Origin of the sequence: Streptomyces sp. 2P-4 (assembly GCF_030167965.1) — a bacterium.
Taxonomy (GTDB): domain Bacteria; phylum Actinomycetota; class Actinomycetes; order Streptomycetales; family Streptomycetaceae; genus Streptomyces; species Streptomyces globosus_A.
Genome location: NZ_CP095011.1, coordinates 122,280 through 136,507, shown reverse-complemented (window position 1 = coordinate 136,507; position 14,228 = coordinate 122,280). Strand labels below are relative to the sequence as shown.

General features: G+C 74.7%; 15 protein-coding genes. 8 read left to right on the top strand and 7 right to left on the bottom strand.

Translation table 11 applies throughout. The features are described from left to right. Window positions 1-72: 72 nt before the first annotated feature. On the bottom strand, window positions 73-1,140 hold the full coding sequence (locus tag MUK52_RS00660; protein WP_162793209.1) for an AraC family transcriptional regulator: 1,068 nt from the start codon (window positions 1,138-1,140) through the stop codon (window positions 73-75). A gap of 464 nt (window positions 1,141-1,604) precedes the next feature. Here MUK52_RS00660 and MUK52_RS00655 point away from each other — a divergent pair, with 464 nt between their 5' ends. Continuing rightward, window positions 1,605-3,074 (top strand): FAD-dependent oxidoreductase, encoded by a 1,470-nt coding sequence (locus MUK52_RS00655; protein ID WP_114055784.1) that lies wholly within the window; start codon window positions 1,605-1,607, stop codon window positions 3,072-3,074. Here MUK52_RS00655 and MUK52_RS00650 read toward each other — a convergent pair. The 3 genes from MUK52_RS00650 to MUK52_RS00640 all read right to left on the bottom strand — a co-directional run bounded on the left by MUK52_RS00650 (window position 3,055) and on the right by MUK52_RS00640 (window position 4,123). Then, window positions 3,055-3,432 (bottom strand): hypothetical protein, encoded by a 378-nt coding sequence (locus MUK52_RS00650; protein WP_114055785.1) that lies wholly within the window; start codon window positions 3,430-3,432, stop codon window positions 3,055-3,057. The two genes, MUK52_RS00655 and MUK52_RS00650, sit on opposite strands and share 20 nt — an antisense overlap. 149 nt (window positions 3,433-3,581) lie before the next feature. After that, window positions 3,582-3,941, bottom strand: coding sequence for a PRC-barrel domain containing protein (locus tag MUK52_RS00645; protein ID WP_114055786.1), 360 nt, complete (start codon window positions 3,939-3,941; stop codon window positions 3,582-3,584). Between the two features lie 56 nt (window positions 3,942-3,997). Beyond that, window positions 3,998-4,123, bottom strand: a complete 126-nt coding sequence (locus tag MUK52_RS00640; RefSeq protein WP_263406993.1) for a hypothetical protein — start codon at window positions 4,121-4,123, stop codon at window positions 3,998-4,000. 226 nt (window positions 4,124-4,349) lie between these two features. Between MUK52_RS00640 and MUK52_RS00635 the strand changes: the two genes are divergently transcribed. Together MUK52_RS00635 and MUK52_RS00630 are read left to right on the top strand one after the other, a co-directional pair. Beyond that, window positions 4,350-4,904 (top strand): cysteine hydrolase family protein, encoded by a 555-nt coding sequence (locus MUK52_RS00635; RefSeq protein ID WP_114055787.1) that lies wholly within the window; start codon window positions 4,350-4,352, stop codon window positions 4,902-4,904. 113 nt (window positions 4,905-5,017) lie between these two features. Then, window positions 5,018-5,833 carry an SDR family oxidoreductase gene (locus MUK52_RS00630; protein ID WP_114055788.1) on the top strand — a complete coding sequence of 272 codons (816 nt, stop codon included), beginning with the start codon at window positions 5,018-5,020 and terminating at the stop codon, window positions 5,831-5,833. Window positions 5,834-5,948: 115 nt separating this feature from the next. Here the strand turns inward: MUK52_RS00630 and MUK52_RS00625 are convergent, their stop codons facing one another. Beyond that, window positions 5,949-6,893: an RNA polymerase sigma-70 factor gene (locus tag MUK52_RS00625; protein WP_114055789.1), complete on the bottom strand. Its 945-nt coding sequence runs from the start codon at window positions 6,891-6,893 to the stop codon at window positions 5,949-5,951. A gap of 247 nt (window positions 6,894-7,140) precedes the next feature. After that, a complete protein-coding gene (locus tag MUK52_RS00620) occupies window positions 7,141-8,334 on the bottom strand; it encodes an FUSC family protein (protein ID WP_284574093.1) in 1,194 nt (397 codons plus the stop codon). A gap of 166 nt (window positions 8,335-8,500) precedes the next feature. Here MUK52_RS00620 and ppk2 point away from each other — a divergent pair, with 166 nt between their 5' ends. After that, window positions 8,501-9,535 carry a polyphosphate kinase 2 gene (gene ppk2 / locus MUK52_RS00615; protein ID WP_284574092.1) on the top strand — a complete coding sequence of 345 codons (1,035 nt, stop codon included), beginning with the start codon at window positions 8,501-8,503 and terminating at the stop codon, window positions 9,533-9,535. A gap of 63 nt (window positions 9,536-9,598) precedes the next feature. Continuing rightward, the gene (locus tag MUK52_RS00610; RefSeq protein ID WP_114055792.1) at window positions 9,599-10,249 is read left to right on the top strand and encodes a carbonic anhydrase; all 651 of its coding nucleotides are present in this window, start codon (window positions 9,599-9,601) and stop codon (window positions 10,247-10,249) included. A gap of 79 nt (window positions 10,250-10,328) precedes the next feature. Here the strand turns inward: MUK52_RS00610 and MUK52_RS00605 are convergent, their stop codons facing one another. Next, window positions 10,329-11,255, bottom strand: coding sequence for a hypothetical protein (locus tag MUK52_RS00605; RefSeq protein WP_284574091.1), 927 nt, complete (start codon window positions 11,253-11,255; stop codon window positions 10,329-10,331). A gap of 300 nt (window positions 11,256-11,555) precedes the next feature. On the opposite strand from MUK52_RS00605, the gene MUK52_RS00600 reads away from it, so the two are divergent. The 3 genes from MUK52_RS00600 (at window position 11,556) to MUK52_RS00590 (ending at window position 14,207) form a co-directional block, all read left to right on the top strand. Continuing rightward, on the top strand, window positions 11,556-12,167 hold the full coding sequence (locus MUK52_RS00600) for a TetR/AcrR family transcriptional regulator (RefSeq protein WP_284574090.1): 612 nt from the start codon (window positions 11,556-11,558) through the stop codon (window positions 12,165-12,167). 121 nt (window positions 12,168-12,288) lie between these two features. Beyond that, window positions 12,289-13,740, top strand: coding sequence for an MFS transporter (locus tag MUK52_RS00595; RefSeq protein WP_284574088.1), 1,452 nt, complete (start codon window positions 12,289-12,291; stop codon window positions 13,738-13,740). Then, window positions 13,737-14,207 carry an SRPBCC family protein gene (locus MUK52_RS00590; RefSeq protein WP_216827085.1) on the top strand — a complete coding sequence of 157 codons (471 nt, stop codon included), beginning with the start codon at window positions 13,737-13,739 and terminating at the stop codon, window positions 14,205-14,207. Before MUK52_RS00595 ends, MUK52_RS00590 begins: the two co-directional genes overlap by 4 nt. Window positions 14,208-14,228 lie beyond the last annotated feature (21 nt).

Here is a 14,228-nt window from a genome sequence, read left to right as displayed (position 1 = left end):
GTTTCCCGGCAGTGCCGCCCTCGGCTCGTGTGCGGAGGGTGCGTGCCGGGCGTCGCGACGCCGCGGGGCAACTCAACACAGGCCCTGAGGCCGGACGGCGTCCGGGCACCCGCGCGCCGCGCTGCGCAGGGCCGCCGGCGTGGTGCCGTACCAGCGCTGGACCGCGCGGCGCAGGGCGCGGGCGTCGGCGTAGCCGCTGCGGGCGGCGATCGCGTCCATCCCGAGGTCGGTGGTGTGGAGCAGCCGGGTGATCCGGTCCCGGCGCAGCGTCTCCAGTTCGCCGTTCCAGGTGGTGCCGTGCTCGTCGAGGCGCCGCTGGAGGGTGCGGGTGCTGACGGCCATCCGCCGCGCCACCCCGGCGAGCGACGGGCCGGTTCCGTCGTTCGCGGAGGCCAGTGCCGTGCGGAACAGGTCCAGCCAGTCGTGCAGGGGGATCGCGGTGGCGAGGGTCTGCTCGGCGTGCCGGCGGAGCACCGCGGAAAGGCCGGGCTGGGCGTGGGGCGTCGGCGACCTCAGGTCGGACGCCAGGAAGGTGATCGAGCTGACGGGGGCCTCGAAGTCGATGGCGCGGGTGCCGTAGAGCTCGGTCAGGGCGTCGTGCCGGCGGGGGGCCTCGGCCGCCACGGTCACGCGGACCGGGACGAGCCGGCGCCGTGCGGCCTCGCTCAGGCGCTGCTGGTACAGGCCCAGGGCGTAGCCGCGGACGGCGCAGGCCGCCTCGTGGGCGATGTCGGCGTGGTTGACGTGGCTGAGGGTCACCTGCTCGCCGTCCTCCGTGACGCGGAGGGTGTCGGTGCTGGTGTCGGCGACGACGGCCAGGTAGGCGGCGGCGTCCCGGATCCCTTCGAGCGGGGTGGGCGCCGAGGTGATCAGGTAGTCCCACACCCCGAACGTCCCGAGGGCCGACTGCTGCGCCAGCAGCAGGGACAGCTCCGTCCAGGGCACATGGGCCGTCGTCAGTTCCGCGATCCGGTTGCTCGTGGCCGCGGGCGTCCGGCACAGGTCGTCGTTGAGGTGCTCCGCCGCCACTCCGAGCAGGTGGCCGTACCCGGCCCGGGGGACGCCGAGCAGGGAAGCGGCGTTGACGCTGAGTCGGGTGAGGGCGGAGGAGGTCGTCCCCGGATGCGCATGCGAAACCACAGGGCGTGAGCATAAGGCAGGTTCCGGCACAAGCCCTTCGCGGGAGCCCGGCGCAGGATGCCCCCTTCATGGCGTCAGCGGTCCCCGCGATGGCGCGCAGGGTCCCCCCGGTGGCGGGATATGCCCCTGGGGCGGCCGGGCGGCCCGGCAGAGGATGGGGGTACGACCGCGGGGCCGCGACCGGGACGGGGGTCCAGTCGCGGCCGCGCGCCGTCGGCACGCAGCGGGCGGCCAAAAACAAAGGCGAGGGTCCCAGTCGACTCCTCGCCACTCTCAACGTATAGCGCACAGGGGGGCTTGCGGCAAGGCCCAGGTGCGGCCGCAGAATGGCCGGCCTGGGTCGGAAGCCGCGGAAATGCCGTGTCCGTACCGTATGCAGCCCCTTTGCCGGGTGCGTGTGCGGGGTGGGCGAGGGCTGCGCGGCGGCCGACTGCCGTGTCCCCTCCCGTGAAACGGGCGTACCCATGCATGATGTGATCGTGGTCGGCGGCGGACCGACCGGCCTGATGCTGGCGGCCGAACTCCGGCTGCACGGCGTCGACGTGACGGTCCTGGAGCGGCTGGCCGAGCCGACAGGGCAGTCCCGCGGCCAGGGCCTGCACGCCCGCAGCGTCGAAATGATGGACCAGCGCGGCCTGTTGGACCGCTTCCTCGCCTCCGCCGACACGTTCCGGGCAGGCGGCCTCTTCGGCGGCATCGTGAAGCCGTGGCCCGACACGCTGGACACGGCGCACCCGTACGGCATCGCCGTCCCGCAGCCCGTCACGGAGCGGCTGCTGGAGGAGCGGGCCCTCGAACTGGGCACCCGCATCCACCGCGGCCGAGCCGTGACCGGACTCGACCAGGACGCGGACGGGGTGACCGTCGAGCTGGCCGACGGAACCCGCATGCGGTCGCGCTTCGCGGTCGGCTGCGACGGCGCCCGCAGCGTCGTGCGGGGCCGGCTCGGGGTGGCCTTCCCCGGCGAGCCCACCAGGGTCGAGACCCTGCTCGGCGAGATGGAGCTCGCCGAGGCCCCGGAGAAGATCGCCGCCGTCGTCGCGGAAGTACAGCGCACGCAGCTGCGGTTCGCGGCGGCCCCGCTCGGGGAGGGCCGCTACCGCGTCGTCGTCCCCGCCGACGGGGTGGCCGAGGACCGCTCCGCGGCACCGACCCTCGACGAGTTCACCCGGCAGCTGCGCGCCGTCGCGGGCACCGACTTCGGCGCGCACTCACCGCGCCGGCTGTCGCGCTTCGGCGACGCCACCCGCCAGGCCGAGCGCTACCGCGTCGGCCGCGTCCTCCTCGCAGGCGACGCCGCGCACATCCACCCCCCGACCGGCGGCCAGGGGCTCAACCTCGGCATCCAGGACGCCTTCAACCTCGGCTGGAAGCTGGCCGCGGAGGTGGGCGGCCGCGCCCCGGAAGGGCTGCTGGACACGTACCACGCCGAACGGCACCCCGTGGGCGCCGCCGTCCTGGAGAACACGCGGGCGCAGATCACCCTGCTGGGCACCGATCCCGGGGCGGCCGCACTGCGGAAGCTGTTCTCGGCGCTCATGGACTTCGAGGAGGTGAACCGTTACGTCACCGGCATGATCACGGCGGTGGGGGTCCGCTACGACCTCGGTGAGGGCCACGACCTGCTCGGCCGTCGCCTGCGGGACGTGCCGCTGCAGCAGGGCCGCCTGTACGACCGCATGCGCACGGCCCGGGGCCTGCTCCTCGACCGGACCGGCCGGCTCACCGCGGACGGCTGGGCGGACCGCGTCGACCACGTCGTCGACCCGTGCCCCGAACTGGGCGACCCGGACGACGTGCCCGCCCTGCTGCTGCGGCCCGACGGGCACGTGGCGTGGGTCGGCGGCGACCGGGAGGGCCTGGAAGACCGGCTCGCCGCCTGGTTCGGCGCGCCCGCAGGCCGTACGCCCGCGGCTACAGGACGGCGACCGTGAAGGCGTTGTCGACGTAGCTGCCGTTCAGGTCGTACGTGTACACCGTCACGGAGTTCGTGCCGCAGACGGCGTTCGGCGCGGTGCTGAAGCTGCGGCGGTTGGAGTTGGGCAGCTCGACCTGCACGATGCTGAACGCCAGGTTCACCTGGTCTGCCACGTTGACGCAGTACCGGCCGCGGTCGATGTGCCGCACCCAGTCGATGTTCTTCGCCCGCCTCAGCACCCCGGAGGGGCTCACGTCGGCCGCGGCCTGGACATACGGCGAGGTGATCGGAGCCGGGTCCGCCGCGGCGGCGGGCACGGCGAGCGCCCCGGTCAGTGCGGCGGCGGCAAGGACGACGGGAACAGGTCGGCGCATGGTTCACACTCCCGGCGGACGGCGGCCCACGGCGAGCCGCCTGCGGTTCCCCACCCTCCCCGACCTGCGCGGGGCGTGCGGCCGAAACGCCGTGCGGTGCTCGGCCACCCGTGACCGAACCTCACCCGGTCGGCCGCGCCCGGGAGCCGTCAGAAGCGGCCCAGGGGCGCGTCGCCCCAGTAGCCGCCGACCTCCCGGTGGTGGTCGGCGCTGCCCAGGTGCTTCTCCCGTACGAACTCCGGCGCGTCCTTGACCTGCTCCCTGGTCCGGTCGACGTAGATCTTCCGCTCCGCGGCGTCGATGCGGGTGATCGTCCCGGCGGGCAGCAGCACCTGCCGGCCGAAGATCCAGGGCCCGGTGTCGACGACGATCCAGGAGGCGTCGGCCTCGTCCGAGTGCTTGTCGACCTTGCCGATGCCGCCGTCGACGGCCTCGACCTTGTACCCCGTCAGGTCGACGCCCTCCAGGCGGCCGACGGCGAGGCGGTAGACCCAGATGTTCCCGGTCATGGGCTTCGGTTCCTTTCTCGGCGGTTCTCGGGATGCGGCGGCCCGGCCGGAGCGGCTCAGCGGCCCCCGGCCAGGCTGTGGATGAGCACACCCAACGCGAAGGCGAGCAGCAGCAGATGAAGCCAGACCGGCCCCGGCGGGGCCGGTTCGGCGGCCAGTAACGAGAGCTGGTTTCCTGTCATGCCCGCTCGCTTGCCCACGCTCGGCCGGTTGACGCACCCTTCTTCCGCCGCAAGCCCTGCTCCTCCACCCCGCAGCCCTGCGCCGGCACGGGCCGGGCTGCTTCGCCGCCGGCCCCGCCCGGGGATTTCGCCCCGGCCCGGTCCGGCGCGCCGGACGGGGGCCGATGGGGGGACGCCTGCGGCGTGGCGGCCGCCCCCGCCCCGCCCGCGCCACAGATTCGACGGCATGGACAACACGGCCGTCGTGGTCATCGACATGCTCAACCCCTACCGGCACGAGGACGCCGACCTGCTGGTCCCGTCCGTCCGCACCGCACTGCCCCGCATCGTGGAGCTGCTGTCCGCCGCCCGGGCCGCGCAGGTGCCCGTCGTCTACGTCAACGACAACTTCGGCCAGTGGCGCTCCCACCACGGCCAGATCGCCGACATCGCGATGGCGGGCGCACACCCCGAACTGGTGGAGCCGGTCCTGCCGGACGAGGACTCCCTCTTCGTCGTCAAGGCCCGCCACTCGGTGTTCTTCGAGACGCCGCTGGCCTACCTGCTGGGCACGATGGACGTCGGCCGCCTGGTGCTCGTCGGGCAGGTGACCGAGCAGTGCGTGCTGTACTCCGCGCTCGACGCGCACATCCGCCGCCTCGACGTCGTCGTGCCGCGGAACGCGGTCGCCCACATCCACCCGGACCTCGCCGGGGCGGCCCTGCGGATGATGGCGGAGAACATGGGCGCCCGGGTCGTCGACGGCCCGGGCGACCTGTGGCCGCAGCCGCCGGCAGAGTGAGTCGGCTCCGCGGCCGCCGGCGGGGTTGCCGGGCCGGCCGGCGGGCAGGCGCGGACCGCCCCGGATCCCACGCCCGGGGGACGACACCCTCGCACAGGCAGGAGGACAGGCCCATGTCACAGCCCCAGCCCGCTCCCCGGGCGGCCGTGGTCACCGGCGCGGACTCCGGCATCGGCCGGGCGACCGCCGCCCGCCTCGCCGAGGCCGGGATGGACGTCGGCATCACCTGGCACACGGACGAGGCCGGAGCCCGGGAGACGGCCGCCGAAGTACGAGGCCACGGCAGGAGGGCGGCCGTCGCCCGGCTGGACCTGACCGACCTGCCGGCCGCCGCACAGGTCGTCGACGACCTCGCCGACGAACTCGGCCGCCTCGACGTCCTGGTCAACAACGCGGGCACCGGCACGGCCACCCCGTTCCTCGACATCGGCCTCGGCACCCTGCGCGAGGTGCTCGACGTCGACCTGGTCGGCCCGTTCCTGTGCTCGCAGCACGCCGCCCGCCGCATGATCGCCCAGGGCGGCGGGGGCCGCATCGTCAACGTCACGTCCGTGCACGAGCACCAGCCCCGCGTCGGCTCCGCACCGTACTGCGCCGCCAAGGGCGGCCTCGGCCTCCTCACCCAGGTGATGGCGCTCGAACTGGCCGAGCACGGCATCACGGTGAACGCCGTGGCCCCCGGCGAGATCGCGACCCCCATGACCGGCCAGGAGGACACCGACGTGCACCGCGAACACCGCCCCGGCGTCCCCCTCGGCCGCCCCGGCGACGCCCGCGAGGTGGCCGCCGTCATCGCCTTCCTGGCCGGCCCGGACGCCTCGTACGTGACGGGCGCCTCCTGGGCGGTCGACGGCGGAATGCTCCGCATGGGCCCGATGGCCGGCTCCCACCTGGACAGCGAGGACTGGCGCCGCCCCGGCAGGCGCTGACGCCGCCTCCCTCCACCGGACCACTGCCCGGGCAGCGCGAGCGTGCGTGACCGGCGCACCGTCCACAACCTCCCGGGACAGGACACCTGGTGCTGCGGCCGGGAAGGCCACAGCACTAGAACGCGCGCAGCAGGGGCTCCCCGTGGGGCCTGGACGCCCAGGCCTCCGTGGCCCGTTCCAGCTTGTCCGGGTTGACCTGGCTGCGGAACGCGGCGATGCCCTCCGGGGTGACCTGGAGGCAGATGACGCCGATGACCCGGCCGTCGACGACCGCCACGACGGCCGGCTCCCCGTTCGCGGTCGTCGCGTACATGTCCGCCGCGCCGCCGACCAGCTTCCGCTTGGCCGGGGTCGGCCTGAACAGGCCCCGCATGAACCTGGCGACCGCCGTCGCGCCCTCGAAGGCCCTCGCACGGGCCGGGACCTTCCCGCCGCCGTCGCCGACCGCGATGGCGTCGGAGGTCAGCAGCCGCACCAGCGGCTCGGTCTCCCCGCTCGTCGCGGCCGCGAGGAACTCCTCCACCACCCGCCGGGCCGCCGCCCGGTCGATCCCGGTGCGGGTCCTGCCGTCCGCGAGGTGCTTCTTCGCCCGGTGGAAGACCTGCTGGCTGGCCGCCTCCGTCAGGTCGAGGATCTGGGCGATCTCCCGGTGCGGGTAGTCGAAGGCCTGCCGCAGCACGTACACCGCCCGCTCGTTGGGCGACAGCCGCTCCATCAGCACGAGTACCGCGTACGAGACGGACTCGCGCTGCTCCGCGGTGTCCGCCGGGCCGAGCATCGGGTCCCCCTCCAGCAGCGGCTCCGGCAGCCACTGGCCGACGTACGTCTCGCGGCGGGCGCGGGCCGAGGAGAGCTGGTTCAGGCACAGGTTGGTGAGGACCTTCGTCAGCCACGCCTCGGGGACCTCGATCAGCGCCACGTCCGCGGCCTGCCAGCGCAGAAACGTCTCCTGCACGGCGTCCTCCGCCTCGCCCGCGGATCCCAGCATGCGGTAGGCGATGGCCTCCAGGCGCGGCCTCGCGGCCTCGAAGCGGTCGACGTCGTCCATGGTCAGCGGCATGCTCCCGATCCTAGGGGGTGTTGCGCAGGTCCTGTGCGGTGCCCGCGGTGTCCGGTGCGTGCTGTCGGTGTGCCGGGCGAAACCCCTCGTACGGGGCGTACTCGGGGCTTCGGCCGGTGCGGCGGGAGTGCGTGCCGGGCGCCGTGCGGGACTTTCGCAACACCCCCCGGTGCGCGACCGCGGCGCCGCCGGCGGGGGAGGGGCCGACTGCCTTGCACGGCGCGCCGGTTGGGCCCGCCGCCCCGGATCACGCGCGCCGCTCCGCGCCGTCCCGCCCGCGCCGGGCGAAGCGGCCCGCGCGCCGGGCACGGGTGTGCCGGTCGAGTTCCTCCAGCAGGCGCTGCGAGCGCTTGTCCACGCCCAGCTCGTCCAGTACCCGGTCCAGTTCGGCGAGGAGCGCGCCCTGCAGCTGCCATTCGGCGGGATCCTCCTGCACCTTCGCCAGCATCAGGTCCGCGAGCCGGTCGCGGCTCGCCCGGGCCACCAGCAGCCCCCCGGCCAGCCGCTCCTCCGCCTTCTCCGCGTTGGCGCTGACCTGCGCGGTGATCAGCTGGGCGAAGCTCTCCACCGCCCGGGCCGTGTGGTCCAGCAGCTCCCGCAGCGCCGCCTTGACCTCGGCGGTGAACAGCGGGCTGTCGGGCCGGGCCTTCGCCAGGTCGGTCAGCGTCCGGCAGGCCACCCGCAGGACCACCGCGCAGATCTCCAGCGTGTCCAGCCCGGTCCGCAGCACCAGCCGGGAGAGCAGGCCCTCCTTGACCCGCGGGTTCATCCTCAGGCTGTCCTCGGCCTGCCGCAGGGCCGCGTCCACCAGCGCGATGTCGTTGTCGAGGCGCCTCGCCTCGTGGAGCCGGGCCGCGGCCTCCTCCACCTTCGCGCGCCCGGACGGCCAGTCCTCGCCGAGGTGGCCCAGCAGCCGGCTCATCCGGGCAGCGAGGTCGGTGATCGCGCTGCTCGCCGGGCCGACCCACACCGGAGGCGCGACGAGCAGGTTGATCAGCAGTCCGACCGCTGCCCCGATCAGGGTCTCCAGCACCCGGTCCCAGGCGGTGTCCGCCACCTGGGTGACGCCCAGCACGAGCATGGCGCTGATCGCCACCTCCGGCACGAACTCGTCCACCCGCACCAGGTGGCCCACCAGCAGCGACGCCAGGATGACCAGGCCCAGGCTCCACCACGTCAGCCCCACCAGGACGCTGAAGCCGATCGCGATCAGCACCCCGGCGACCACGGAGTTCACCCGGCGGATGCCCGTGGTCAGCGTCGAGTAGAGGGTGACCTGGACGACGAGCAGCGCGGTCAGCGGTGCGGTGAGCGGCGCCGGCTCACTGCTCAGCCGCAGCGCGATCACGTAGCTGATGACGGCGGCGGCGGTGGAGCGCAGGGCCTGGACCGCGACCGGCTCGCGGTGCCGGCCGGCGAAGCGGGAGAGCGTGCTGATCATCTGGGGCATACCTGCGCGCATTCCCCGGCCGGACCGCCGCGTGACAGGGGCGGCCGGGTTTTTACCTCCTTGGCCGTTCCCGGCCCCGTATGCCGACCGGCCGGCATACGCGTACGACACCGCAGGCCGGCGATAGCGCCGCCCGGCCCGGGGGTATACGTCCGCCATGGACGCGCAGGGGCAGGGGCAGGAAGACGACGGCGGCCGGCGGCAGGGCCCGGGGCGGCCCGCTCCGGGCCCCGAGGGGGCGCTCCTCGAAGGGCTCAGCGTGGACGCCAGCCGGCCCGAGCAGCCGGTCCTGCTCGACGCCGACGGGCAGCCCATCCGCACCTGGCGGGAGAACTACCCGTACACCCGCAAGATCCGCCGGCCCGAGTACGAGCGCGCCAAGCGCATCCTGCAGATCGAGCTGCTGAAGCTCCAGCGCTGGGTCAAGGACACCGGAGCCCGGGTGGTCGTGATCTGCGAGGGCCGCGACGCCGCCGGCAAGGGCGGCACCATCCAGCGCTTCACCGAGCGGCTCAACCCCCGCGGCGCCCGCATCGTCGCCCTCGACAAGCCGACCGAGCGCGAGGCCGGCCAGTGGTACTTCCAGCGCTACACCGCCCACCTGCCCGCCCGGGGGGAGATCGTCTTCTTCGACCGCTCCTGGTACAACCGCGCCGGCGTGGAGCGCGTGATGGGATTCTGCACCGACGAGCAGTACGAGCGCTTCCTGCACCAGTGCCCGGCCTTCGAGGCCATGCTCGTCGACGACGGCATCCTGCTGGTCAAGTTCTGGTTCTCGGTCTCCCGCTCCGAACAGCGCACCCGCTTTGCGATCCGCCAGGTCGACCCGGTGCGCCAGTGGAAGCTCTCGCCGACCGACCTCGCCTCCCTCGACCTGTGGGACGCGTACACCGACGCGAAGGTCGCCATGTTCCGCGCCACCGACACCGAGCACGCGCCCTGGACCGTCGTGAAGAGCAACGACAAGCGGCGCGCCCGGCTGGAGGCGATGCGCAGCCTGCTGTGGAGGATCGACTACGCCAGCAAGGACGAGAAGGCGGTGGGCCACCCCGACCCGCTGATCGTCGGCTCCGCGGACACCCTCCTGGAGGCGGGCGAGGAGCCCGCGACCCTGTCGCCCACCCCGCTGAGCGGGTCGCCCACCGGCCCCGGCCAGCACCCCCGTCCGCCGGGGCACGCGCCCCGGGCCTGACGCGCCGAGAAAGATCGCCCACCCGCCGGTACGGCGTGCGGAAGGGGGCCGTAGTCTGCTCGCATGACCGACGCCAACACCCTCACGCCCTCAACGGCCCTGCAGACCATGCTCGCCGGCAACGAGCGGTTCGTGGCCGGCACGCCACAACACCCCAACCAGGATGCCGCCCGCCGCGCGGAGACGGCCCCCGGGCAGCGCCCGTTCGCCGTCGTGTTCGGCTGTTCCGACTCCCGCCTCGCGGCCGAGATCATCTTCGACCAGGGGCTGGGCGACCTGTTCGTCGTCCGCACCGCCGGACACGTGGCCGGCACCGAGGTGCTGGGCAGCATCGAGTACGGGGTCAGCGTCCTCGAGGCCCCGCTCGTCGTCGTCCTCGGCCACGACTCCTGCGGCGCCGTCGCCGCCACCCGCTCCGCGCTCCAGGACGGTGTGACGGCCACCGGATTCGTCCGCGACGTCATCGAGCGGGTCACGCCCAGCGTCCTGGCCGCCCGCGCCGCCGGCCTCACGTCCGGCGACGACATCGTCGACGAGCACATCCGCCACACGGTCAGTCTCCTGATGGAGCGCTCCCGCGCCCTGGCCGAGCGGGTCGCCGCGGGCCGCACCGCGGTCGTCGGCATGTCCTACCGGCTCGCGGACGGCAGCGCCCGCCTGATCACCACCTGGGGACGCGACCTGTCCTCCGCCGCTTCGGAACAGGCGGGCTGACACCCGCGCGCCCCGCAGCAGCCGCGAAGCCGCCGCGTCGCGCCCCGGCAGGGCGCCACGCGGCGGCGAGGTGCGGTGATCAGACGCCCGGTGCGGGCAGCAGGCGTACCGGGCCCTCCTCGGCGGGCTTGCCGGCCGGATGCGGGGCGGGTTTCGGCACCGGCTGCGGTGCGGGCGCCGCGCCCGCATCGGCTCCCTCCGCGCCGGCTCCCGCCGGTGTCGGCACGGGCAGCGTCGGGGAGGGCGTGGGGCGCGGTGTCGCCAGGGCCGTCCAGCCGTAGGGGCAGACGAGCGTGTCCAGGGTGACGGGCAGCGTGTAGGTGCAGCTCGTCTCGTACACGTCGCCGCCCCGCGTGATCACCTTCACGTACACCTGCGGGCCGGCCGCCGGTACGCCGAGGGACACCGAGGCCGCGCAGGCGTTGCGGGGGAAGCCCGGGTTGTCGCGGGTCGAGAGGTCCCGCCACACGTACGGCGCGTACAGGCTGCTGCGGTAGCCGACGAAGGCCCGGTCGTGGTTGAGGGCGACGCTGAACTCGCCGTCCGGGGTGTAGGAGACGGTGTCGATCTCGACGCACGGCCCGTCGTGGCCGCGGTCGCCCTTCGGCCCCTTCTCGCCCCGTTCGCCCTTCTCCCCCTTGTCGCCCTTCGGGCCCTTGGGCCCGGGCTCGCCGCGCTCGCCCTTCTCACCGCGTTCGCCCTTGGGGCCGCGGTCGCCCTTCTCGCCCTTGGTCGTCTTGGGCTTCTTGGTGGTCTTCTTGCTGTCCTTGCCGTCGTCCTTGTCGTCCTTGTCGCCTTGGTCCACGGCGCCGGCCGCAGGCTTGGCGGCCTCGGGCCCGGGGACGGGCGCGGCGACCGCTCCTCCGCCGCGGTCCCCCTCGCCGCCCACCGGGACCGGCCCCGCCGCCACGGCCGGCGAAGCCAGCCCCGCCAACACGACGGCGGCAGGGAGGGCGAAGGCCCGCATGCCCCAGGTACGCCTGGTCGCCCGCTGTACAGAACGCATAGCTCTGCTCCTCTTCCGTACGTCTCCGTACAGGTGTGCCTCGTACGAACGTGTGTGGGATCCGGCCGGAACCAGATGGAGCTTCTCCCGCTTTCGGTGAACCGGGAGCCGACGCGGCGGCAAGTTGCGGTCATCTCATCGGATCGGCCTAGAGGGACTCAGTGCTCGCGGAATGCCCGGCGGCCGGCGTCGGCGCGTCGTCGGGAGGCGGCGCCGTCCCGGAGCGCCCGCACGGGTGGTGCGGCCCGCGGCGCGGCGGCGAGGGTTGACGCCCGCAGGTGTGAGTGGTTTATTACTCATATGCAGACGGGACAGCAGACCGAGCAGCAGGGCGGCGGGCGGCGCCGGCTCTCCACCGCGGACGAGCGCCGGGGAACCGTGCTCCGCACCGCGATCGGCGCCTTCGCGGCCCGGGGGTACTTCGGCACCACGACCACGGAGGTCGCCAAGGCGGCCGGGATCTCGCAGGCCTACGTCTACCGGCTCTTCCCCAACAAGGAGGCCCTGTTCGCAGCGGTCGTCGAGCACTGCTTCGCCCAGGTGCGCGCCGCCCTCGAACGCGGCGCGGCCGAGGCGGAGGGGGCCTCGCCGGAATCGGTCCTCGCGTCCATGGGCGACGCGTACGCCCGACTGATCAGCGACAACGAACTGCTGCTCGTCCAACTGCACGCCCAGGCGGCCGCCGTGTCCGAGCCGGTGATCCGCGAGGCGGTACGCGCCGGGTATGCCCAGGTCGTCGAATACGTCCGCGGGGTGTCCGGAGGGAGTGAGCGGCAGGTGCAGGAGTTCTTCGCGGTCGGCATGCTCTGCCATCTCGTCGTCTCGCTCGGCGTCGCCGGCGCGGGGGAGGCGGGGGGTGTGGCCGAGGCCCCGTGGATGCGCATCCTCGCCGCGGGCATCACCCACTACTGAGCCCCGCGGCCGCGTCCCGGGCTCCGGACGGGCGGCTGCCGGTCATCCGGCACGCCGCCCTCTCTCGGGCCCTCGAAGTGAGTGGTCAATCACACATACTTTACGAAGGGAGACACCCGCCATGCCGCACGCCGCCGGTGGCAGGTACCCGCTCGCCGTGCTCTCCGCAGGGCAGTTCGTCGTCGTCCTCAGCACCTCCGTCGTCAACGTCGCCCTCCCGCAGATCCGGGACGGCGCGGGACTGTCCGACACCGGCATGTCCTGGGTGGTCAACGCCTACGGCCTCGCCTTCGGCGCCCTGCTGCTCCTCGGCGGCCGGGCCGCCGACCTGGCCGGCGCCCGCCGGGTCCTGACCGCCGGCCTGGGCCTCTTCGCCGTCGCCTCCGTGGCTGCCGGACTCGCCGACACGGCAGGGGTGCTCATCGCCGCCCGCACCGCGCAGGGCGTCGGCGCCGCCGCGGCCGCCCCCGCCGGCCTCGCCCTCGTCGTCCGGTTCCACCCGCCCGGCAGCGCCCGGGCCCGTGCCCTGGCCGTGTGGGGAGCAGTCTCCGGCGCGGGCGGCGCGGCCGGTGTGCTGCTCGGCGGCGTCCTGGCCGAGGTGCTGGGCTGGCCCTGGATCTTCCACGCCTGCGGCCTCGGCGCGGCCCTCGTCCTCGGCGCCACGCTCCGCCGCGTCCCCGCCGACCCGGCCCCTCCGCTCGGGGCCGCGGTCCGGCCCCGCCCCGACCTCCTCGGCGCCTTCGCCGTCACCGCCGCCGCTGCCTCCCTCGTCCACGGCGTCACCGCCGTCCGCACCCACGGCCCCGCCGACCCGTACGTCCTCGGCCCGCTCGCCGCCGCCGTACTCCTCTTCCTCCTGTTCCTGTACGCCGAGCGCCGGCACCCGGCGCCGCTCGTGCCGCCGGGGCTGCTTCGCCGGGGGCTCGTCGCCCCCGCCAACCTCCTGAGCGCCCTGGTCGGCGCCGTCTGGGTCGGACTGTTCTTCCACCTGCCGCTGCTCCAGCAGGAGGTCCTCGGCTTTGGCCCCCTGGCCGCGGGCCTCGCCCAACTCCCGCTCGCCGCCGCCACCATGCTGGGATCCTGGCTGGCCCCGCGGTCGGCCCGCCGACTGGGCCCGCACCGGACCCTCGCCGCGGCCCTCCTCGCCCAGGCGGCCGGATTCGCCTGGCTCGCGCTCCTCAGCTCGCCGGCCACCGGCCCGGCGGCCCTGACCGGCCCGACCGCGCTCATCGGCCTCGGACTCGGCGCGGCCTTCGTCCAGCTCACCGGCGCGGCGGTCGGCGGTGTCCCCCCGGCCGACTCCGGGGTGGCCGGAGGGCTCGTCAACACCACCCGCCAGCTCGGCGGCGCCGTGGGCCTGGCCCTGACGGGCACCCTGGCCGCCGCCGTCACCGGCGGCGACCCCGCCGCCGGCCCCGCAGCCCTCGCCGACGGCCACCGCGCCGCCTTCCTGCTGGCCGCCGCCACCGCCGCCGCGGCCGCGGCCCTCACCCCGCTGCTCTTCCGCCGCGACCCGGCCGGCACCCGCCCGGACCCGGCGCCCGACCACACCGCCGAAGGAGCCCGCCGTTGAACCCGCAGAGCCCCGCCCGCCGCCACACAGCCACCGTGGACGAGTCCGCGCCCGCCGTCGTCCGGCTCACCGCCATCGTCCGCGCACCCCTCGACCGCCTCTGGGACCTGCACACCGACATCGCCGCCTGGCCCGCCTGGAACCCCGGCATCAGCCGCGCGGAGCCCGCCGGCCCGCTCGCCGTCGGAACCGTCTTCCACTGGCACACCCACGGACTCGACATCACCTCCACCGTCCTGGAGGCGGTTCCCGGCCGGCGCCTCGTCTGGGGCGGCCCCGCCCACGGCATCGACGGCATCCACGCCTGGACCTTCGAGGACGCGGGCGACGGCACGGTCGCCGTCCGCACCGAGGAGTCCTGGAGCGGGCCCCCCGTCGACGCCGACCCCGACGCCGCCCGCCACGCCCTCCGCGAGTCCCTCGGACTCTGGCTCGCCGCCCTCAAGGCGGCCGCGGAACGCCCCTGACCGGCCGCCGCCCGCAGAACC

Excerpts from the sequence above, each read along its gene's own strand:
- MUK52_RS00595 (WP_284574088.1), top strand. The coding sequence starts at position 12,289 with ATGCCGCACGCCGCCGGTGGCAGGTACCCGCTCGCCGTGCTCTCCGCA.
- MUK52_RS00640 (WP_263406993.1), bottom strand. The coding sequence starts at position 4,123 with ATGACAGGAAACCAGCTCTCGTTACTGGCCGCCGAACCGGCCCCGCCG.
- MUK52_RS00605 (WP_284574091.1), bottom strand. The coding sequence starts at position 11,255 with ATGCGTTCTGTACAGCGGGCGACCAGGCGTACCTGGGGCATGCGGGCC.
- MUK52_RS00655 (WP_114055784.1), top strand. The coding sequence starts at position 1,605 with ATGCATGATGTGATCGTGGTCGGCGGCGGACCGACCGGCCTGATGCTG.
- MUK52_RS00630 (WP_114055788.1), top strand. The coding sequence starts at position 5,018 with ATGTCACAGCCCCAGCCCGCTCCCCGGGCGGCCGTGGTCACCGGCGCG.
- MUK52_RS00635 (WP_114055787.1), top strand. The coding sequence starts at position 4,350 with ATGGACAACACGGCCGTCGTGGTCATCGACATGCTCAACCCCTACCGG.
- ppk2 (WP_284574092.1), top strand. The coding sequence starts at position 8,501 with ATGGACGCGCAGGGGCAGGGGCAGGAAGACGACGGCGGCCGGCGGCAG.
- MUK52_RS00610 (WP_114055792.1), top strand. The coding sequence starts at position 9,599 with ATGACCGACGCCAACACCCTCACGCCCTCAACGGCCCTGCAGACCATG.
- MUK52_RS00625 (WP_114055789.1), bottom strand. The coding sequence starts at position 6,893 with ATGCCGCTGACCATGGACGACGTCGACCGCTTCGAGGCCGCGAGGCCG.
- MUK52_RS00600 (WP_284574090.1), top strand. The coding sequence starts at position 11,556 with ATGCAGACGGGACAGCAGACCGAGCAGCAGGGCGGCGGGCGGCGCCGG.
- MUK52_RS00650 (WP_114055785.1), bottom strand. The coding sequence starts at position 3,432 with ATGCGCCGACCTGTTCCCGTCGTCCTTGCCGCCGCCGCACTGACCGGG.
- MUK52_RS00645 (WP_114055786.1), bottom strand. The coding sequence starts at position 3,941 with ATGACCGGGAACATCTGGGTCTACCGCCTCGCCGTCGGCCGCCTGGAG.
- MUK52_RS00620 (WP_284574093.1), bottom strand. The coding sequence starts at position 8,334 with ATGATCAGCACGCTCTCCCGCTTCGCCGGCCGGCACCGCGAGCCGGTC.